The 20,545-nt window shown below is 72.4% G+C and carries 15 protein-coding genes, 2 tRNA genes and 1 pseudogene; 9 read left to right on the forward strand and 9 right to left on the reverse strand.

Translation table 11 applies throughout. The annotated features are described in order from the left end of the window. Window positions 1-478: 478 nt before the first annotated feature. Window positions 479-1,375, reverse strand: a complete 897-nt coding sequence (locus GA0070214_RS26450; RefSeq protein WP_139141910.1) for a hypothetical protein — start codon at window positions 1,373-1,375, stop codon at window positions 479-481. Between GA0070214_RS26450 and GA0070214_RS26455 the strand changes: the two genes are divergently transcribed. From GA0070214_RS26455 to GA0070214_RS32870, 5 genes and pseudogenes are all read left to right on the forward strand, one after another. After that, window positions 1,374-1,601 (forward strand): hypothetical protein, encoded by a 228-nt coding sequence (locus tag GA0070214_RS26455; protein ID WP_208602907.1) that lies wholly within the window; start codon window positions 1,374-1,376, stop codon window positions 1,599-1,601. The genes GA0070214_RS26450 and GA0070214_RS26455 overlap by 2 nt on opposite strands. Beyond that, on the forward strand, window positions 1,598-1,786 hold the full coding sequence (locus GA0070214_RS26460; protein ID WP_091269215.1) for a helix-turn-helix transcriptional regulator: 189 nt from the start codon (window positions 1,598-1,600) through the stop codon (window positions 1,784-1,786). The genes GA0070214_RS26455 and GA0070214_RS26460 overlap by 4 nt, the downstream gene beginning before the upstream one ends. Further along, on the forward strand, window positions 1,783-2,655 hold the full coding sequence (locus GA0070214_RS26465) for a site-specific integrase (protein WP_208602915.1): 873 nt from the start codon (window positions 1,783-1,785) through the stop codon (window positions 2,653-2,655). The genes GA0070214_RS26460 and GA0070214_RS26465 overlap by 4 nt, the downstream gene beginning before the upstream one ends. Further along, window positions 2,652-2,720: pseudogene (locus GA0070214_RS33070) on the forward strand (tyrosine-type recombinase/integrase); the annotation flags it as partial. The gene GA0070214_RS26465 and the pseudogene GA0070214_RS33070, both read left to right, overlap by 4 nt. Window positions 2,721-2,729: 9 nt before the next feature. After that, a complete protein-coding gene (locus GA0070214_RS32870; protein ID WP_377463644.1) occupies window positions 2,730-2,915 on the forward strand; it encodes a hypothetical protein in 186 nt (61 codons plus the stop codon). A gap of 14 nt (window positions 2,916-2,929) precedes the next feature. Here the strand turns inward: GA0070214_RS32870 and GA0070214_RS26470 are convergent. The 4 genes from GA0070214_RS26470 to GA0070214_RS26485 form a co-directional block, all read right to left on the reverse strand. Continuing rightward, window positions 2,930-3,006, reverse strand: a tRNA-Ile gene (locus GA0070214_RS26470). A gap of 153 nt (window positions 3,007-3,159) precedes the next feature. Continuing rightward, window positions 3,160-4,401, reverse strand: a complete 1,242-nt coding sequence (locus GA0070214_RS26475) for an FAD-dependent oxidoreductase (RefSeq protein ID WP_091269216.1) — start codon at window positions 4,399-4,401, stop codon at window positions 3,160-3,162. Further along, window positions 4,391-6,511, reverse strand: coding sequence for an MMPL family transporter (locus GA0070214_RS26480; RefSeq protein ID WP_091269217.1), 2,121 nt, complete (start codon window positions 6,509-6,511; stop codon window positions 4,391-4,393). The genes GA0070214_RS26475 and GA0070214_RS26480 overlap by 11 nt, the downstream gene beginning before the upstream one ends. A 310-nt stretch (window positions 6,512-6,821) precedes the next feature. Next, window positions 6,822-6,894 (reverse strand) — tRNA-Asn (locus GA0070214_RS26485). Between the two features lie 275 nt (window positions 6,895-7,169). Here GA0070214_RS26485 and GA0070214_RS26490 point away from each other — a divergent pair. From GA0070214_RS26490 to GA0070214_RS26505, 4 genes are all read left to right on the forward strand, one after another. Then, window positions 7,170-7,550, forward strand: a complete 381-nt coding sequence (locus tag GA0070214_RS26490) for a hypothetical protein (protein ID WP_091269218.1) — start codon at window positions 7,170-7,172, stop codon at window positions 7,548-7,550. A gap of 260 nt (window positions 7,551-7,810) precedes the next feature. Next, window positions 7,811-11,149 (forward strand): ThuA domain-containing protein, encoded by a 3,339-nt coding sequence (locus tag GA0070214_RS26495; RefSeq protein WP_091269219.1) that lies wholly within the window; start codon window positions 7,811-7,813, stop codon window positions 11,147-11,149. Between the two features lie 85 nt (window positions 11,150-11,234). Beyond that, on the forward strand, window positions 11,235-12,305 hold the full coding sequence (locus GA0070214_RS26500) for a sugar phosphate isomerase/epimerase family protein (RefSeq protein WP_167364337.1): 1,071 nt from the start codon (window positions 11,235-11,237) through the stop codon (window positions 12,303-12,305). Window positions 12,306-12,412: 107 nt separating this feature from the next. Continuing rightward, the gene (locus GA0070214_RS26505) at window positions 12,413-13,597 is read left to right on the forward strand and encodes an ROK family transcriptional regulator (protein ID WP_091269278.1); all 1,185 of its coding nucleotides are present in this window, start codon (window positions 12,413-12,415) and stop codon (window positions 13,595-13,597) included. A 101-nt stretch (window positions 13,598-13,698) separates the two neighbouring features. Here GA0070214_RS26505 and GA0070214_RS26510 read toward each other — a convergent pair whose 3' ends face one another. The 4 genes from GA0070214_RS26510 to GA0070214_RS26525 all read right to left on the reverse strand — a co-directional run bounded on the left by GA0070214_RS26510 (window position 13,699) and on the right by GA0070214_RS26525 (window position 20,450). Further along, window positions 13,699-14,709, reverse strand: coding sequence for a sugar phosphate isomerase/epimerase family protein (locus GA0070214_RS26510; protein ID WP_091269221.1), 1,011 nt, complete (start codon window positions 14,707-14,709; stop codon window positions 13,699-13,701). Window positions 14,710-14,940: 231 nt separating this feature from the next. After that, window positions 14,941-15,414 (reverse strand): sensor histidine kinase, encoded by a 474-nt coding sequence (locus GA0070214_RS26515; protein ID WP_139141911.1) that lies wholly within the window; start codon window positions 15,412-15,414, stop codon window positions 14,941-14,943. A gap of 78 nt (window positions 15,415-15,492) precedes the next feature. Beyond that, window positions 15,493-17,598 (reverse strand): ThuA domain-containing protein, encoded by a 2,106-nt coding sequence (locus GA0070214_RS26520; RefSeq protein ID WP_091269279.1) that lies wholly within the window; start codon window positions 17,596-17,598, stop codon window positions 15,493-15,495. A gap of 17 nt (window positions 17,599-17,615) precedes the next feature. After that, on the reverse strand, window positions 17,616-20,450 hold the full coding sequence (locus GA0070214_RS26525) for an RICIN domain-containing protein (RefSeq protein WP_091269223.1): 2,835 nt from the start codon (window positions 20,448-20,450) through the stop codon (window positions 17,616-17,618). Window positions 20,451-20,545 lie beyond the last annotated feature (95 nt).

A 20,545-nucleotide genomic window follows, 5' to 3' on the forward strand; every position in this document is an offset into this window, starting at 1 on the left:
GTCGCGGATCTCCTCGTCGGGCAGTCGTAGACCGTCCAGCCTCCCCGGACGGGGACAAGGTGGAGCGCCTCACTAGCCGAACGACCTTGGCCCCGTCCGGGGAGGCTGGTAGCCCTTGTGGTGCCCGGCGAGGTGATCCGCCCCGACTGGATCTCTGAGGAGGGTCGGGGTTCGGGGCAGAGCCCCGAGGTCTTCAAAGCTCCTGTCGTCCGCCAGCGTGGCCGGCCGGCCCGGCCGATGCCGGCCGGAGGTCGCCAGCAGGCCGGGGCCGGGCCGGCGCGGCCCGCCTTGCGGGCCGCCTTGATCTGATAGAGCGCAATTCGGCAGTGTGGATGGCCAAGCCCTTGTGATCCGACGACAGATGCGCGACACATGTCCGCCAGATGATGTGCGGCAGGTTACAGCGGCCTAGGGGCGGGAAGTTGGCCGCCGACGAGACGTCCTGTGATGCCGAGATGAGGATGACGCGGCGCCGGTGTCAGCGGCCCCGCAGCTTGTCCCACACTGTCCGTTTGGGTTGTCGTTGCGCCGAGGGCAGCACGTCTTCGGCAAGCATCCGCCGGGCCGCGTCGCGCGTGGCGGCAGACAGGTCCGGAGTCACGCACGCAAGCTGCGCCAGCGACGACGCGATGAGCACGGGCCGGGTCTGTTGCGCCGTAAACGCTTTCTCGAAGCGCTCGGCCACCAGCGCGGCGACACCGGCCCGTTGCGCCGGGTCCGTCCACGCCGAGGCCACCAGCGCGTAGACGGCCGCCTCGGTAGTCCAGTCCTCGACGCCGAAGACGATGTCGGCCAGCAGCCCCGTTTCACCCCGGTGCAGCAGGCCAAGGCAGCACCACGCCTGCACGGTCCGCTCCCACACGGACATCCGTGTGCGGCCCGGCGACTGCGGCGGGTGGACGAGCAAAGACAACAATTCTTTGACGGGTACCTCGCGCAGCCGCGCCGCCGCATGCAAGGTGACCGCAGGCGGGCCCCAGGACCGTTGCGCGGCAAGCTCCGTCACCACCCCTGCGGCGTCCGGGTCGGGCGGGGGCAGAGCCGCGGTCTCCCGGGTACCGTCGTAATGCCACAGCACGGCGCCGCCTGGACGCAAGGGTTGGCGCGGATCGGGTTCGCCTGGGCGGCCCATGGCGATGACAATGCCCGGGCAGCGTCGCCGTACCAGGGCGATCGCGCTCGGCGGCTCCATCGCGGAGATCCCGATCTCCGTCGCCATCTGCTGTGGATTGAGTCCGGCGACGGCGTTGATGCTCGACGCCTTGCCGGCGGGCACAAAGCCTAGCCACGCAATGTCGCGGGCCTCCTCGAAATAACCGGCGTTGACGCGCTCCATCAGCTGGCCTAGGTCACGTGCGCCATGATCGGCAGGCATGCGGGTCAGCCTAGACCGCCACCGCTGGCGACGCCGCTCCGAGGCGGTGCGGCACGCCTGGGAACTCGCCAAGCCCACCGATCCCGACGTTGCTCCGCTCGGGCATCGCGTCCTGCGGGCCATCTCCGAACGCATCCAATGGCGCGTCCAGCTCGACGCGGCCAGACGCAACCAGGCACCGCCCGATGTTTCGGCAACCACGACGGATCAGGAGGGAGCAGCATGAAGACTCGGACCATTGAACCGCTGTGGACGGCTGAGGACGTGTCGACCTTCCTGGGCATCCCGGTGAGCACCCTCTACCAGTGGCGGTACCGCAGGATCGGGCCGAAGGCGTCCCGCGTAGGCCGGCACCTGCGCTATGACCCGGCCGACGTGCGGGCGTGGCTGGAAGAGGCGGCAGACCGGTGAGCGTGGTCAAGCGCCCGAACGGGAAGTGGCGTGCCCGGTACCGGGATGCTGCCGGCAAGGAGCACGCTCGGCACTTCGACCGCAAGGTCGACGCTGACCGGTGGCACGCCTCCATGAAGACGGCACTTGCCCGTGGTGAGTGGGTTGATCCGGCTCTCTCGCGGGTCACGGTTGGCGACTGGGCTGCGCGGTGGTTCGCCAACCAGGTGCAGCTCAAGCCGTCGACTCGCCAGCGGTACGCCAGCCTCCTGCGGATGCAGGTGCTCCCGGTGTGGGAACGCGTCCCGCTCTCGGCAGTCACGCACGCGGACGTGGGCGAGTGGGTACGCCGCATGACGCAGGCCGGTCTTGCGCCGTCCACCGTTCGGCAGGCGCATCGGGTGTTATCGCTGCTGTTGGCTCTGGCCGTTCGGGATGGTCGGCTGACTCGCAACGTCGCGGCCGGTGTGCGTCTCCCCCGCGTGGGGCGCGCGGACAAGGTGTTCCTGACGCACGCCCAGGTGGGCGAGCTGGCGGCGGCGGCAGAGCCACACGGGCTGATCGTCCGCGTGCTGGCCTACACGGGGCTGCGGTGGGGCGAGCTGGCGGCGCTTCGGGTGCGCCGGGTGGACCTGGTGAAGCGCCGGCTGCTGGTGGCGGAGTCGGTGACCGAGGTCAACGGTCGGGCCGTGTTCGGTACGCCGAAGACGCACCAACGGCGGTCGCTGCCGCTCCCCCGGTTCCTGGTCGAACCGATCGCCGCGCAGATCGCCGGCCGTTCCGGTGACGAGCTGGTGTTCACCTCCCCGGCCGGCGAGGTGTTGCGCAACAACAACTTCCGTCGCGCGTCTTCGATCGGGCTGCGGAGTCGATCGGGCTCGCTGGCCTGACGCCGCACGAGCTGCGGCACACGGCCGCCAGTCTCGCCGTTGCGGAGGGCGCCAACGTCAAAGCCGTGCAGCGGATGCTCGGGCACGCCTCGGCGGCCATGACGCTGGACGTGTACGCGGACCTCTTCGAGGACGACCTGGACCAGGTGGCGGACCGCCTCGACCGGGCGGCGGGTCGTGCTGCTGCGGACTCAGTGCGGACTGAGGGCGTCGGTCCGGACCTCGACGCGGTACGTCCGGGTCGTCGCCAGCATGGTTGAACAGGGAAAACGGATGGTGGGGCGGGCGGGACTCGAACCCGCGACCGAGGGATTATGAGTCCCCTGCTCTAACCCGCTGAGCTACCGCCCCGCTACCGCGCCGGATCGTAACCCGCTCAACGGATCACCGGCCATCACCCGACGGGCCAGCATCAAGATCCGACCGGCACGATGGGCAACGCGAGGATAACAGCGCGCAGCGGACCCACCGGCCGCGCGGGCAGAGGCCGGATGGGCGCGGCGCTCAGCCCTCACCGCGCAACTCCGCGAGCACCGCACCGGCCGCCCGCCACCCGCTCGCGAGGGCACCCTGGATGGACGGGCTGTCCCGGTGGTCGCCGGCGACGAAGAGACCGTCGCCGAGGGCGACCGGCTTGCGCAGGTGGCCCTGTGGCGGCGGCGCGGCGGGGAGCGCGTCCGGCACCGACACGGTCGCGAGGTGCGTCCAGTCGGCGGTCGGGCGCCCGTAGAGGCGGTCCAGCTCGCGGCGGACCAACGGCTCGGGCGGGGCCTGCGGGCCGACCACCGAGGTGGCCACGAGGTGCTTTCCGGCCGGCGCGTAGGTGGGCGCCGCGTTGCTGAGCACCACCGTGTTGGCGACCAGTTCCCGTCGATCCCCGTCGAGCAGCAGGATCGGCTCGACCAGCGGCGGGGTGTCGGTGCTGTGATAGTAGGTCGTGTAGCTGTGCATGCGTACCCGCTGGAGCCGGGGCAGCAGCGTGGCCGCCGCCGGCGGGTCGGCGGCGACCACGACGGCGCGGCAGGCGATGTCGCCGGCCGGGGTGCGGACCCGGCCGGGCGCGATCTCGGTGACCGGGGTGTCCAGGGCGATCAGCTCGGCGGGCAGCGGGGCGGCGACGGCCGCGGGCAGCGCGGCCATGCCGCGGGCTGGCAGCCCGATCCGGCCGCGGGCGAACGCGCGCAGCAGGACGGCCAGCACGTGGCTGGAGGTGGCCAGCTCGCGGTCGAGGAGCACGCCGGAGAGGAACGGCCGGAGCAGTTCCTCGATGAACGCCGGGGAGAGCCCGGCCCGGCGCAGTGCCTCCTCGCTGGTGGTCTCGGGCTCGTTGAGCAGCCGGCCCACCGGCAGGGTGGCGTAGCTGCCGGCGAGCGCGGCGAAGCGCAGCCGGTCGACCAGCGAGCCGACGCCGGCGGCCAGCGTGCCGGGCGCGCCGGCGGGGTCGCGCAGCGGGTTGACCAGGCGTTCCAGCCGGCCGCCGCGGCGGACCAGCACGCCGGGGGTGAACCAGCCGAGGTCGAGGGCGCGGAGGTCGACCAGGCCGCCGAGCCTCGGGTACGCCGTGTTGAGCACCTGGAAGCCCCGGTCCAGCAGGTAGCCGTCGACCGCGTCGGTGGCGACCCGGCCACCGAGCCGGTCGGCGGCCTCGAGCAGCCGCCAGGGCACCCCGGCCCGGTGCAGCCGGCGGGCGACGGCGAGGCCGGCCAGGCCGCCGCCGACGACGACCACGTCGGTGTCAGCGGGCATGCTCCACCTCCGCCCCGGCCCGGTCGCCGTTGCGGTTGGTCCGCGACAGCCGGCCGGGCCACCAGACTGCCGGCCCGATGTCGTACGCGAGCGCGGGCACCAGCAGCGAGCGGACCACGATGGTGTCGAGCAGCACCCCGACGGCGACGGCCACGCCCAGCTCGACGAGCACCACGAGCGGCAGCACGGCGAGCGCGGAGAACGTGGCGGCGAGCACGATGCCGGCGGAGGTGATCACGCCGCCGGTGACGGCCAGGCCGGTGAGGACCCCCGCCCGGGTGCCGCGCCGCACCGATTCCTCGCGGACCCGGCTCATCAGGAAGATGTTGTAGTCGATGCCGAGGGCGACGAGAAAGACGAAGGCGAACAGCGGGAACGACTGGTCGACGCCGGGGAAGTCGAGGACGTGCCGGAAGATCAGGGCGCAGAGGCCGAGCGTGGCCAGGAACGACAGCACGACGGTGGCGATCAGCAGCAGCGGCGCGAGCAGGGCCCGCAGCAGCAGGGCCAGGATGACGGCGATGACCAGCAGCACCACGGGGATGATGACGTTGCGGTCCCGGGTGGAGGCGTCGGCGGTGTCCACGTTGATGGCCGTGAACCCCCCGACCACCGCGTCCGCGCCGGGCACCCGGTGCACCGCGACTCGCAGCTCGCGGATGGTGCGTTCGGCCGCGTTGCTGTCCGGCGGGTCGGCGAGGGTGGCCTGCAACTGCACCCGCCCGTCGACCACCTCGGGTGGCCCCGCCGGTCCCGCCTGGCTGAACGGCCGGACCGACGACACCCCCGGCACGCCCTGCGCCACCCGGGCGACCTGCTCGGCGGTGGCCTGGCTGGTGAAGATGGTGGCCGGGCTGCCGGTGCCGGCCGGGTAGTGGCGGGCGATCACGTCCTGCCCGGCCACCGAGTCGGTGCTCTTCGTGAACAGGTCGGACTGGCCGAGGGTGGTGGCGCCGAGCTGGGTCACGCCGAGGGCGAGCGCGGCCAGGACCACGGCGGTGACGATCCAGACGGTACGCGCGCGGCGCGCCACGAAACCCGCGATCCGCCCCCAGAGGCCGTGTTCGGTGCGCGGGTCGGCCTGGTCGAGCCGGGGTCGCCGCGGCCAGAAGGCCCACCGCCCACCGAGGAGCAGCAGGGCGGGGAGGAAGGTCAGCATCACGAGCAGGGTGGCGGCGATGCCGACGGCGCTCACCGGGCCGAGCGCCCGGTTGGAGTTGAGGCTGGACAGCAGCAGGCAGAGCAGGCTCACGATGACGGTGGCGCCGGAGGCGACGATCGCTGGGGCGGCGCCCCGCCAGGCGGCCTTCATGGCGTCCCAGGGTCGCTCGTGCCGGTGCAGTTCCTCCCGGTAGCGGGCGATGAGCAGCAGCGCGTAGTCGGTGCCGGCGCCGAAGACGAGGACGGTGAGGATGCCCTGGGCCTGCCCGTTGAGCTTGATGACGTCGTTCTTCGCGAGGACGTAGACGAAGAGCGAGGCCAGCGAGTACGACATCCCGGCGGCGAGCAGCGGGAAGACCCAGAGCACCGGGCTGCGGTAGACGATCAGCAGGATGACCAGCACCACGACAAGGGTGACCAGCAGCAGCGGCCCGTCGATGGCGGTGAACACCTCGATCAGGTCGGCGAGCAGGCCGGCCGGGCCGGCCACGTCCACGGTCAGGCCGTCCCGGTCGCCGCCCGTGATCTCCCGCAGCCGGTCGACCACCGCGCCGATCTGTTCGCCCTCGGCGGCGTCGATCGGGACGACCACCTGGACGGCCTGCCGGTCCGCGCTGACGATCGGCGGCGGCAGCGGGCCGACCACGCCCGGCACCTGGGCGAAGCGCGCCGCCTCGGCCCGGATCCGCTCCTGGTCGGCGGGGGTGATGCCGGAGGTGCGTTCGTAGAGGACGAGCGCCGGGGTGGTCTCCCGCTCCACGAAGCCGGCGGCGAGGTCCTGCGCCCGGGTGGCCTCGGCGTCGGCGGGCAGGAAGGCGGCGTTGTCGTTGGTGGCGACGTCGCCGAGCTTTCCGGAGTATGGCCCGGCGAGGCCGCCGACGACCAGCCAGCCCAGCACCACGACGACCGCGATCAGCGTCGCGGTCCAGCGGCTCCGCCCTCCAGCCATCCGCCTCCACCCTCGAATCGACGCAGAAATCGACGCAGCGCGAGTCTAGGCCGACATCGCCCATCCTGCCGGGCGAACCAGCACCACCGGGCGGAAACCTCGCGCACCCGAGGCGTTGATCATGAAGTTGGCGCCACCGGAAAGCGCATTCCATGCCGCTAACTTCATGATCACGCGGGCGGGCCGGGGCGCGGGGCGGGCCGGGGTGCGGCGCGGGCGGGCCGGGGCGCGGCGCGGGCCGGGGCGCGGGCGGGGTGCATGCGGAAACGCCCGCCGGCTGGGCCGGCGGGCGTTTGGGTGAAACTCTGTGCTCCCCCGTTTGGACTCGAACCAAAAACCTGCCGGTTAACAGCCGGCTGCTCTGCCAATTGAGCTACGGGGGACCGTAGTCCGCGCGGTTGCGGATCTCTCCGCGCCGTGCGACGGGGACAAGAGTACAGGACATCGGGGGGTGGTGCGCCAGGGGGTTACGGCGACTTCCCCCGCCCGGTGACCGCATCAGAATATCGGACAAATCGCCATCTCGGCACAGGGAGGTATGAGCGGAGAGCAGGATGGGTAGTTAGCCGCCGACAGAGAATGCAGGCGCGAGAAGGTCGCTCCCCGCCGGGACCACCCGGTCGGGATCGGCGGCGCGTCAGGTACGGAAGGAGCCGCCATGCGCGGAAAGATCATGTTTCTTGGCGGGCTGGCTGCGGGATTCGTCCTGGGCGCCCGTGCCGGCCGGGAGAAGTACGAGGAGCTGGTGGTCCGGGGCCGCAAGGTGCTCGACCACCCGACCGTCCAGGAGGCGGCGGGCGTCGCGCAGGCTCAGGCGACCCGGCTCTACTCCGAGGGCAAGGACAAGCTGGGGCAGACCAAGCTCGGCGAGAAGCTGGGCACCGGTAACGGCAACGGCAGCAAGCAGGGGCTGACCGACGCCGACAAGCCGTTCGCCGGCACGCCGGCCGCCGTCGGGGCCAAGTCCGGCTCGACGAGCACGAGCACGAGTTCGACCGGTTCGTCCACCAAGTCGTCCGGCACGAGCACCAACCTCTGACGCCACCCGAGAGCGGGCCGGTCGCCGTCGGCGACCGGCCCGCTCTCGTCTGTCCGAACGAGACCCCACTCCCACTTTCGCTCATCCTGAACAAAAGTCACGGGGATTAATCGAAAACTTTTGGCGTCAACCTCTTCTCTTTGGTCTCAGGCGCAAATATCGTCTCGCGTAGAACCTGGCCAGGCTCTCGTCACCTTCCAGCGACCTCCTCAGCCTCGTCCCGACGCTGAGGCGGACCCGCCCGACAAGAGCGAGGTTCGATGCGCAGAAGACCGTTCGGCCGCAGGGCCGCCATCCATCTCAGCGTGCTCACTCTCGTCGCCGCGACGCTCGTCGCGACGGCGGAGCGGGCCCCGACTCCGGCGCAGGCCGCGCCGGTGCTCACCGCTCCCGCACCCGGCAGCAACGGCATCCAGTACAAGGTGCTCGTCTTCACCCGGTCGGCCGGCGGCAGCAACGCCGCCACCGCGGCCGGCGTGCAGGCCGTCCAGCGACTCGGCCAGGAGCGCCGCTTCACCGTCGAGGTCACCAGCGACCCGCGCAAGTTCGACCAGCCCCACCTGAAGCAGTTCCGTGCCGTGGTGTTCCTCAACACCGTCGGCGACGTCCTCAACGACGCCCAGCAGGCCGCCTTCGAGGCGTACTACCGCGACGGCGGCGGCTTCGTGGGCGTCCACTCCGCCATCGAGGCCGAGCCGGACTGGTCGTTCCTCACCAACGTGCTCGGCACCCGGGCCACCGGCGCGCCGACGGCCGCGAGCCGCGCCACCGTCACCGTCGCCGACCGGGTCCACCCGGCGTCGGAGACGTTGCCGCAGCGCTGGTCCACCACCGACCGGTGGTACAACTTCGCGGCCAACGTCCGGGGCGTCTCGCACGTCCTGGCCACGGTGGACGAGAAGACGTACGCGGGCGGCAGCATGGGCTTCGACCACCCGGTCACCTGGTGCAAGGACTACCAGGGCGGCCGCTCGTTCTACACCGGACTCGGCGCCACCCCGGCGAGCTACGACAGCGCCGACCTGCGGGCCCACCTCGGTGGGGCGATCCAGTGGGCGGCCGGCGTCACCGACGGCGACTGCGGTGCGACCGTGCTCGCCAACTACCAGATGACGGTGGTCGGTGCGCAGCCCAACGTCAACGAGCCGATCGGCTTCGACGTCCTCCCCGACGGCCGGGTCATCCAGACCGACCGGCGCGGCGGCGTCCGGCTGCACGACCCGGAGACCAACGAGACCACCGTGCTGGCCCAGATCCCGGTCTACACCAACAGCGAGGACGGGATGTACGGCCCGGCGGTGGACCACGACTTCGCCACCAACAAGTGGGTCTACCTCTACTACGCGCCGCCGCTGGACACCCCGGTGGGCAGCGCGCCGACCACCAGCACCGACCCGGCCGCCTGGGACCAGTGGAAGGGCTACTTCCAGCTGTCCCGGTTCAAGTTCGTCGACGGGGAGACCCCGTCGCTGGACGTCAGCACCGAGCAGAAGATCCTCCAGGTGCCCGTGGACCGGGGCGCCTGCTGCCACGTGGCCGGTGACATCACGTTCGACTCGAAGAACAACCTCTGGCTGGTCACCGGGGACGACACCCCGGCCGGCGGCGGCGGGTCGGGTGGCTTCTCGCCGCACAACGACTCGGTGAGCGCCACCGGCGTCTACCAGGCGCCGTTCGTCGACGCCCGGCGCAGCGCGGCCAACACCAACGACCTGCGCGGCAAGATCCTGCGGATCACGGTCGGCGCGGACGGGTCGTACACGGTCCCGCAGGGGAACCTGTTCCCGGCCGGCACCGAGAAGACCCGGCCGGAGATCTATGCCATGGGCTTCCGGAACCCGTTCCGGATCACCCTGGACAAGAACGACGTCGCCTACATCACCGACTACTCCCCGGACTCCTCGACGCCGCAGGTGGGCCGGGGGCCGGCGGGCACCGGCCGGATGATGGTGGTCGACAAGCCGGCGAACTACGGCTGGCCGATGTGCGTGCAGCCGAACCTGCCGTACATCGAGATGAACTGGACCACCAACCCGATCTCCCCGGTGGCCCCGTTCGACTGCGCGGCGCCGAAGAACACCTCGCGGCACAACACCGGTCTGACCGACCTGCCGCGGGTCGAGAAGTCCGAGCTGTGGTACTCGTTCCAGGCCCCGACGCCCTGCCCGGAGTCCTACCTGTCGACTCCGACGCAGACCTGCCCGGTGCTCTTCCCGGAGCTGGGCACGGGCGGCGTCGGCCCGCACGGAGCGGCGAAGTACGACTTCGACCCGGAGCTGAGGTCGGAGACGAAGTTCCCCGAGTACTACGACGGCGCGATCTTCTTCGGTGAGTTCACCCGGGACACCCTCAAGGAGATCCGGCTGGACGACCAGGGCGACATCCTGAAGATCAACAACGTCTTGAACTGCGGGCAGGCGCCCACCACGCCGGCGAAGCCGTTCCTCTGCGACAACCCCATGGACATGCGCTGGGGCGCGGACGGCAACTTCTACCTGCTGACGTACGGGGACGGGTTCTTCAACATCAACCCGGACGCGGCGATGCTCAGGTTCAGCTACGTCAAGGGCCTCCGGGCGCCGACCGCCGTGCTGAACGCGACCCCGACCAACGGCCGGGCGCCGCTGACCGTCGCCTTCTCCAGCGACGGCTCGAAGGACCCGGACCCGGCGGACTCCATCTCGTTCGCCTGGGACTTCGACGGCAACGGCACGACCGACTCGATCGACCCGAACCCGTCGTTCACCTACACCGCCAACGGCGTCTACACCGCCCGGCTCACGGTGACCGACTCCAGCGGCAAGACCGCGTCGGCCAACACCACCATCACCGTCGGCAACACGGCGCCGACCGTCACGGTCACGACCCCGCTGGAGGGCGGCTTCTTCAGCTGGGGCGACGACATCCCGTGGACGGTCACCGTCACGGACCCGGAGGACGGGCCGGTCGACTGCGCCAGGGTCGAGGTGACCTTCGTGCTCGGCCACGACAGCCACGGGCACGGCGAGGCCAACCAGTTCGGCTGCTCCGGGGTGCTGCCCACGGACGCCGACGACGCCTCGCACGGCGGCTACATCTACGGCGTGGTCAGCGCGTCGTACACCGATCAGGGTGCCAACGGCCAGCCGGCGCTGACCACGGTGGACCAGCAGATCATCCAGGCCAAGCGTCAGGAGGTCGAGTTCGCCACCGAGGAGTCCGGCACCACGGTCGGCACCACGAGCGACACCGGGGGCGGGCAGCAGCGCGGCAGCCTCGACCCCGGCGACTGGATCGCGGTCAACAACACGGTGAACCTGCGGAACATGCAGTCGGTGACGCTGCGCACCTCCGGGGGCAGCGCCGCCACGGCCGGGCAGCCGCGGTTCGGCGTCCAGTTCCGGCTGGACTCCCCCACCGGCCCGCTGGTGGCCACCGCCACGGTCAACGCGACCTCCGGCAACAACGCCTTCACCAGCACCACCGTGCCGGTCACCGACCCGGGCGGGACGCACAAGCTCTACCTGGTCCTGACCACGGTCCCCGGCGGTCCGGCCGGCGGCTTCGGCAACCTCAACTGGGTCGAGTTCACCGGCCCGGGCATCGGCGTCACGCCGTGACGCACCGGGTGGGGCCGCCACCGGCGGCCCCACCCAACGCTCCTCCTTCCACACCATCCAGCACCGTCAGAAAGGCAGTCAGGACATGAACGACACATCGCACGGGATGAGCCGGCGCCGGGTGCTCGGCACCATCGCCGGGGCGGCGGGCGCCGTCGCCGTCGGCGCCGGCCTCGGCCCGTCGGCCGCCTTCGCCGGCAACGGGGTGCTCGTCCCGACCGGCAAGCGGGGCATCATCCTCTACAGCGTCCGCGACCGGATCAGCGCGGCCCCGGACGCCACCGGCGTGCCGTACGGGTTCGAGCGGGTGCTCGCCCGGCTCGCCGAGATCGGCTACAAGGAGGTCGAGTTCGCCGGGTACACCCAGAACACCGGGATCCTCGGCCGGCAGATCACCCCCGAGGAGATCCGCAAGATCCTCGACGACAACGGGCTGCGCGCGAACGGCTCGCACGCCTCCGTCCCGAGCACGGTCAACCCGACCACCGTCGCCCAGTTCGAGCAGACCCTCGACACCGCCGAGATCCTCGGCATGACGCACATCGGCACCGGCAGCGACCCGACCGGCAGCAACTTCAAGGCCGACTGGGACGCCGCCATCGACCGGTGGAACACCTTCGGTGAGATGGCCGCCGCGCGGGGCCTGAAGCTCTACACGCACAACCACGACGCCGCGTACGACTTCCTGCGCGACAGCGGCCCGCTGGACGCGCAGGGCCGGCCGACCCGGTCCTCGGGCGTGCGCAAGCTGGAGTACTTCATCGCGGGCACCAACCCGGAGTGGGTCTGGTTCGAGATGGACATCTACTGGGCGCACGTGGCCCAGCACCGGTTCCGCAGCTACACCGACCCGGACGGGGTGACGCAGACCAGCATCTTCGACCCGCTGGCCGTGGTCGCCGCGCAGACCATCCGGTTCCCGCTGTTCCACGCCAAGGACGGCACCTACGACCCGGCCAGTGCGGCCGGCTACGCGATGGTGCCGCTCGGCCAGGGCGACATCGACTACGGCACCTTCTTCGCCAACATGGGCGCGAAGGGTTACCACAACCCGATGTGGGAGCAGGACAACGCACCGGGCGGCGCCACCGACCCGGGCCGGTCGCTGCGCTACGCGGAGATCAGTTACCAGCACATGTCGGGTCTGCGGGGCTGACGGACCCGACACCGGATCGCAGGGGGCCGCACCGGGAAACCGGGGCGGCCCCCTCGCGTCACGTGGTGGTGACACCGGTGTGGCACATTCGGGGGGAGGTGATCGTGATGACGATGGTCGGACCGGAGACCGCGGACCAGGCGCGCCTGCTGCGCCTGCTGCGCGACGACGGCCCGCGCTCGCGGGTCGAGCTGGCCGACGCGCTGGGCCTGCCCCGGGCCCGGTTCACCGCCGAGGCGGACCGGCTGGCCGCGCAGGGCCTGGTGGAGAGCGCCGGGCCGGCCGCGTCCCGGGGTGGCCGGCGCTCCTCCCTGCTGCGGGTCGGCCGGCAGGTGCGCTTCGGCGCGGTGCGGGTCGGCGACGGGCGGCTGGCGGTCGCGCTCACCGACGGCGAGCTGACCCTGCTCGCCCGGCACGACGAGCCGGTCGACGTGCGGCTCGGCCCGGAGCTGGTGGTCGGCCGGGCGGTCGAGCTGCTCGGCAAGCTGCGGGCCGAGGCCGGGCTGGCCCGGCTGGCCGGCGTCGGGGTGGCGCTGCCCGCGCCCGTCGCGGTCCGCGAGGGCGCCCCGGTCTCGCCGCCCGCCCTGCCCGGCTGGCACCAGTTCCCGGTACGCGACACGATCGCCGCCGAGCTGGGCTGCCCGGTGCAGGTCGACAACGACGCCAACGTGATGGCCCTGGGCGAGCGGCACGCCGGCACCGGCCGGCCGTTCGACGACTTCCTCTACGTGAAGCTGGGCGACGCCGTGGGCTGCGGGCTGGTGCTCGGCGGGGCGCTGTACCGGGGCGCGACCAGCGGCGCCGGGGACATCGGGCACCTCCAGCTCACCGAGGACGGTCCGCTCTGCGGCTGCGGCAACACCGGCTGCGTCGAGGCGTACTGCGGGGACGCCGCCCTGGTGCGGGAGGCGGTGACGGCCGCGCGGGCCGGGCGCTCGACGGCGCTCGCCGACCGGCTGGCCACGGACGGCGCGCTCACCGTGAACGACGTGGCCGCCGCGGCGACCGCCGGGGACCCGGCCGCGCAGACGCTGGTCCGCGACGCCGCCCGCCGGCTCGGGCAGGTGCTGGTCGGCCTGGTCAGTTTCGTCAACCCGGCCATCGTGATCATCGGTGGCGCGGCGCCCGGCATCGGGCCGGTCCTGCTCGCCGAGATCCGGGGCGTGGTCTACCGGCGCTCCACCCCGCTGGCCACCGGCAGCATGCCGATCGTGCTCTCCGACCTCGACGACCGGGCCGGCCTGGTGGGCGCGGCCCGGCTGGTGAGCGACCAGGTCTTCGCCGCCCGCTGAGGGCCGCGCATGTCGGCGCGGCCCGGCGGTGCGCGACCGGGTCCGCCGCCCGCTGAGGGCCGCCCCGGGGCCGGTCGTGCCGGCCCCGGGGTCCGCGAGGGTCAGTCCCGGCTGCTGCTGAACGCCGCGTCGAAGGCGGCGGACGGGGCGTCGAAGGCGAGCCGGCGGACGAACTGGAGCGCCTCGGGGGCGCCGACCAGGCGGTCCATGCCGGCGTCCTCCCACTCGATCGAGATCGGGCCGGTGTAGCCGATCGCGTTCAACGCGCGGAAGCAGTCCTCCCACGGCACGTCACCGTGGCCGGTGGAGACGAAGTCCCAGCCCCGCCGCAGGTCCGCCCACGGCAGGTGGGAGGAGAGCCGGCCGCGCCGGCCGTCGCCGGTGCGCACCTTCGCGTCCTTGCAGTCGACGTGGTAGATCCGGTCGGCGAAGTCGAAGATGAAGTTGACCGGGTCCAACTCCTGCCAGACGAAGTGCGACGGGTCCCAGTTCAGCCCGAACGCCGGCCGGTTGCCGATCGCCTCCAGGGCCCGCTTGGTGGTCCAGTAGTCGTAGGCGATCTCGCTGGGGTGCACCTCGTGGGCGAAGCGCACGCCCACCTCGTCGAAGACGTCCAGGATCGGGTTCCACCGGTCGGCGAAGTCCTGGTAACCGCGCTCGATCATGGCCGGCGGGACCGGCGGGAACATCGCCAGGGTGTGCCAGATCGACGAGCCGGTGAAGCCGACCACGGTCTTCACCCCGAGCTTCGCGGCCGCCCGGGCGGTGTCCTTCATCTCCTCGGCGGCGCGGCGGCGTACGCCCTCCGGCTCGCCGTCGCCCCAGATCCGGGCGGGGAGGATGTCCTGGTGCCGCTCGTCGATCGGGTGGTCGCAGACCGCCTGCCCGACGAGGTGGTTGGAGATGGCGAAGACCTGGAGGTTGTGCTTCGCGAGGGTGGCCCGCTTGCGGTCCACGTACGACTCGTCGGCGAGCGCCTTGTCGACCTCGAAGTGGTCGCCCCAGCAGGCGATCTCCAGGCCGTCGTAGCCCCACTCGGCGGCGAGCCGGCAGACCTCGTCGAACGGAAGATCGGCCCACTGGCCGGTGAAGAGCGTGATGGGTCGCGCCATTTGTCCTTCTCCCCTGTCGTGATCGGGGGATTCCGTAGCGGACCGGGGCGAGGGCGACCGGGTGCGGGCGACCCCGCGGGCACCGGTGGACGCGGTCGCGTCTGGGCCCGACGGGTTGCGCCTCCCGCCGGGTCACCGGCCACCTCGCGGTCGCCGCCCTCACTCTAGGTCGGCCGAGGCCGACGCGGAAGGCCCGCGACCGTCAGGCCGGCGCGGGGAGGCCCGGAACCGTCAGGCCGGCTCCGCCTCGTCCTCCGGCGCCGGCAGCTCGGCGCGGGCCACCCAGCCGCCCTCGGGGCGCGGCCCGGTGTGGAAGGCGCCGCCGGCTGACTCGGCCCGCGCCCGCAGGCCGGCGACCGGGATGGCGGGCCCGTCGCCGCGTACCTCGACGGTGAGGCCGTCCGGGTCGTAGCGCAGCCGGACCGCGACGGCCGCGTCCGGCGCGTGCCGGTGGGCGTCGGCCAGCGCCTCCTGGATGATCCGGTAGGCCGCCACGTCGACCGCGGCGGGCAGCGGGCGGGGCTGGCCGCCCACCCTCCAGCGCACCGGACGGCCGGCGAACTCGTCGATGAGCGCGTCCAGCCGGGTGAGGCTGGGCGCGGGCCCGGTGGCCGGCGACCGGTCGCGGCGCAGCACGGCGCGCAGCACGTCACCGACGCTCGGGCGCGCCCGGGCGACCCGACGCCACCGCTCCAGGCGTCCCACACGGTCACCGTACGGCAGCACCCCGGCGGCGGACCGGGCGGATCCCGCAGGTCGCCCGGTCCGCCGCCGGCCCGTCGGTCAGGGCAGGATCCACCGCTGGTTCGCCGCGCCGGTGCAGGTCCAGAGGTGTACGGGGGTGCCGTCGGCGGAGTTGTTGCCGGACACGTCCAGGCACTTGCCGGACTGCGGGTTGCGCAGGGTGCCGTCGGCCTGCGCCGACCAGTTCTGCGCGCCGGTGCCGTTGCACGTCCAGAGCTGGATCTTCGTGCCGTCGGCCGAACCACCGCCGGAGACGTCCAGGCACTTGCCCAGCGCCCGCACCGTCGCGTTCGGTGTCACCGTCCAGGTCTGCGCGGTGCTGCCGTTGCAGGTGTAGAGCTGGATCTGGGTGCCGTCGGCGGTCGCGGCGTTGCGCACGTCGAGGCACTTGCCGGCCAGGCCCCGGACCGGGCCGGTCCCGCTGCCGCCGCCCCGGACCAGGGTGAAGTCGTCGACGTCGAACAGCCCGGAGCCGGTGCCCGCGAAGGTCAGCCAGACCGTCTGGCTGCCGGTCGGCACGCCGGCCAGCGTCGTGCCGACGTCGGCGAAGGTCGTCCAGCCGCCGGTGTTCGGCACCGCCACCTGGCCGAGCAGCGGGCCGGTCGGGGAGCCGGTGCGGAGCTGGAGGGTGCCGCCCGGGCCGCCGGAGACGACCCGGGCCCGCAGCGCGGTCACCCCGGTCAGGTCGAGCCCCTGGTACGCGGCCCAGTCGCCCGGGTCGACGTACCCCAGGGTCTGCCCGCCGTTGGCGCCGGCCTTGGTGAACGCGCTGACGCCGCTGGCCGAGCTGAACGCCTCGGCCTGCACGGTGGTGTTACCGGTCGGCGGCGGGGTGCCGCCCAGTTCCTTGATGCGGATGTTGCGGAACGAGACGTCGTCGCCGGTGCCGTGGTTCTGGATGCCGATGTGGCCGGCGAGCGACCGGGCCGGGTCGGTGTTGGTGAAGTCGTTGATCTTCACGCCGTTCAGGAGGACCTGGAGCCGCTCCCCCTCGACCAGCAGCTCGTAGGTGTTCCACTCCCCCGCCGGGTTGAGCGCCGCGTCCCGGGCCGGGAGGTCGGCGGACTTGAAGGTGTAGACCGAACCGGTGGTGCGGTCGGGGCTGTCGGTCGGGTCGATCTGGATCTCGTAGCCGTTGTTCACCGCCGACCAGGGGTCGCTCGACGGCGGGAAGCCGATGAACACCCCGGAGTTGTCGTCGCCGGCCAGCCGCCAGTCCAGCTTGAGCGAGTAGTTGGTGAACTGCTTGGCGCTGTACCAGTAGAGGCCCATCCCGCCGACCGAGGTGAGGGTGGCGTCGGCGTTGGTGAAGCTGCCCGGCCCGGCCTGGGACCAGCCGGTGGTGGCGCCGTTGTAGAGCGCCGTGTAGCCGGTCTCCGGGCGGCAGTCGGCCTTGCTGCGGCCGGCCGCGTACCGGATGCCGCCGAGCAGGTGGGCGCGGAACGCGGCCTCGCCGTAGGACGCCTGGGTGTGCCCGCCGCCGGTGTAGAAGGAGCGGCCGCCCGCGTACGCCTTGCACCAGGCGTGCGGGTGGTCGCCACCCATCGACCCGCCGGAGTACGACGACTCGTCGAGGGTGGCCAGCACATGCGCCGTGGATCGGGCGTTGGTGCGGTAGTTGTACCACTCGTCGGTGCGGTTCCAGGTCTGCGGCAGGTGGGCGGTGGCGGCGTGCGCCCGGTCCTCCACCTTCACGTTGGCCGCCTGGATCGCCGGGTGGGAGGCGAACCAGGCGCCGACGAGGTTGCCGTAGAACGGCCAGTCGTACTCGGTGTCGGCGGCGGCGTGCACGCCCACGTAGCCCCCGCCCGCCCCGATGTACGCCTCGAAGGCGGTCTGCTGGGTGGGGTCGAGCACGTCGCCGGTGGTGTTGAGGAAGACCACCGCCTCGTAGCGGGCGAGGTTGGCGGTGGTGAACTGGGCCGCGTCCTCGGTGGCCGTGACCGTGAAGTTGTTGGCCGCACCGAGGTCGCGGACGGCCTGGATGCCGGCCGGGATGGCGTCGTGCCGGAAGCCGGCGGTCTTCGAGAAGACGAGCACGTCGTAGGGGGCGTCGGCGGCGGCCGCCGGGCTGGCCGGGGTGGTGCAGGCGAGGGTGGCGAGGACGGCGGTGGCCGCGCCGAGGGCGATACGGAGGAGTCTCATGTCGCTCTCCCGGGTCTTCACGGCAGGATCCACTTCTGGTTCGCCGCGCCGGTGCAGGTCCAGAGGTGTACGGGGGTGCTGTCGGCGGAGTTGTTGCCGGACACGTCCAGGCACTTGCCGGACTGCGGGTTGCGCAGGGTGCCGTCGGCCTGCGCCGACCAGTTCTGCGCCCCCGTGCCGTTGCACGTCCAGAGCTGGATCTTCGTGCCGTCGGCGGTCGCGCCGCCGGAGACGTCCAGGCACTTGCCGAGCGCCCTGACCGTCGAGTTCGGTGTCACGGTCCAACTCTGCGCCGCGGTGCCGTTGCAGGTGTAGAGCTGGATCTGGGTGCCGTCGGCCGTCGCGGCGTTGCGCACGTCGAGGCACTTGCCGGCCAGCCCGCGGACCGGGCCGGTGCGCGCCGCGGACGTGGCGAGGGTGAACGAGTCCACGTCGTAGAGCGCGCCCGCGCCGCCCGCGAAGGTGAGGTAGAGGGTGGTGGTGCCGGCGGGCGGGTTGGCGACCGTGCCGGTCACCGTGGTGAACGTGTCCCACGCCCCGGTCACCGGCACGGTGGCCGAGCCGAGGACGGTGCCGGTCGCCGAGCCGGCCCGCACCTGGAGGGTGCCGCCCACCCCGGCCGAGGAGACCCGGGCGCTGAAGCCGGTGACGTTGCCGAGCTGGTAGGGCTCGAACGCGATCCAGTCGCCGTTGTGGATGTCGCCGACGGTCCTGCCGCCCTCGGCGGTCGCCTTGTCGAAGGTGTTGATCCCGGCGGAGGTCTTGAAGTGCTCGGCCTGCCGGTGCCGGGGCTGGAGGGTGTGCTGGGTGTGGGTGGTGAGGCCGCCGGCGTCGGTGTACTCGGCGTCGAAGATCGCGAAGATGTTCGCCGCGTCGTCGTGCTCGCCGTCGACCGGGATGCTGATCGACCCGGTGCAGCCGGTGGCCGAGGTGATCTGGTGACCGTGCTGGTCGTGGCCGAGCACGTAGGTCATCTTGACCCTCGTGCAGTCGATCGTGCCGTCCTCCGGGTCGGTGACGGTGATCCGGAACGGCACGGTGTCACCGAAGGAGAAGAGCTGCCCGTTGCCGGGGCTGTTCACGGTGACCGTCGGCGCGGTGTTGCCCACGGTGATGACCACGCTGGCGGTGCCCGTGGCGCCCTGCGGGTCCCGCACGGTGAGCGTCGCGGTGTAGCGGCCATTGGCCGTGTAGGTGTGCGACGGGTTGGCGGCCGTCGAGGTGCCGCCGTCGCCGAACGCCCAGGCGTACGTGAGCGCACCGCCCTCCGGGTCGGACGAGCCGGCCGAGGAGAAGGCGACGGCCAGCGGGGCCGTGCCGGAGGTCCGGTCCGCGGCGGCCCGGGCCACCGGGGCGCGGTTGCCCCCGCCCAGGTAGTCGAAGCGGTAGAGCGCCGAGTTGGCGTCGCCGTTGAAGTAGCCGGTGCCGTAGTCGAGCACGTAGTAGGCGCCGTCCGGCCCGAAGGCGGAGTCCATCACCTGCTTGCCGGTCCATCCGAAGGCGTCGATGGTGCCCGGCGAGCCGTCGGGGTTGAGGTGGATGGGCTTGATCCAGCCGCGGCCGAACTCGGTGGCGAAGAACTGCCCGTCGAAGGACTGCGGGAACTTCGTGGTGGACGGGTTGGCGGCGTCGTAGCGGTAGACGGGGCCGGCCATCGGCGACTCGGAGCCGCCGCCGAACTCGGGCGGACTGCCGGCGTCGCCCGCGTACCGGATCCAGGCCGGCTTCGCGGCCGGCAGGGTGCTCTGGCCGGTGTTGCGGAACGAGTTGTTCGTGGGGCCGCCCGCGCAGTTGTACTTCGCGCCCGCGGTGCCGGTGGCGAAGTCCCACTCGGCGTAGGTCTCGGCCGCCGTGTTGGTGCCGGTGCAGTACGGCCAGCCGTAGTTGCCCGGCCCGGTGACCCGGTCGAACTCGACCTGCCCGGAGGGGCCGCGCGCCGAGCTGGTGCCGGCGTCCGGGCCGTAGTCGCCGACGTAGACGATGCCGGTGGCCTTGTCGACGCTCATCCGGAACGGGTTGCGGAAGCCCATGGCGTAGATCTCGGGGCGCGTCCGGGCCGTGCCGGGCGCGAACAGGTTGCCGGCCGGGATGGCGTACGACCCGTCGGCGTTCACCTTGATCCGGAGGATCTTGCCGCGCAGGTCGTTGGTGTTGCCGGCGCTGCGCTGCGCGTCGTACGCGGGGTTGCGGTCGGTGCGCTCGTCCAGCGGCGCGTAGCCGCCGGAGTCGAACGGGTTGGTGTCGTCTCCGGTGGAGAGGTAGAGGTTGCCGGCGGCGTCGAAGTCGATGTCGCCGCCGACGTGGCAGCACATGCCCCGGTCGGCGGGCACGTCCAGCACGTCGACCCTGCTGGCCTGGTTGAGGGTGAAGTCGGCGTTGAGGTTGAACCGGGAGAGCCGGTTGACGCCCCGCCAGGCGGAGAAGTCGCTGCCGGTGGCGGGGGCGTCGCCGGCCGGGGTGGACAGCGGGGGCGCGTAGTAGAGGTAGATCTGCCGGTTGCTCGCGAAGCCGGGGTCGACCCCGACGCCCTGGAGGCCCTCCTCGTCGTGGCTGTAGACGGGCAGGGTGCCGATCACGGTGGTGACGCCGGCGGCGTCGGTGCGCCGGAGCGTGCCGTTGCGTGCGGTGTGCAGGACCGAGCGGTCGGGCAGCACCGCGAGGGACATGGGCTCGCCGGTCTCGGCGACGCCCCGGGCGAGTTCGACCTGCTGGAAGTCGGTCGCCGGGATGGGGTGGGCGGACGCGGGGACGGGGGTGGCGGTCAGGCCGACCGCGCCGGCGGCCGCCGCGAGCAGCAGCGCCGATCCGGCGGGGAGCCATCGTCGGGTGGGGGTGTGGTGGGGGCTGGACATGCCTCTGCTGTCCCTTCCTGACGCGCGCAGCCTGGATCGGGCGCGCGTCGCGCCGGATGCCGTGCGGGGATGCTGCGCCGGGCCCGCCGGATGAG

It is taken from the genome of Micromonospora chaiyaphumensis (genome assembly GCF_900091435.1).
GTDB classification, from domain to species: domain Bacteria; phylum Actinomycetota; class Actinomycetes; order Mycobacteriales; family Micromonosporaceae; genus Micromonospora; species Micromonospora chaiyaphumensis.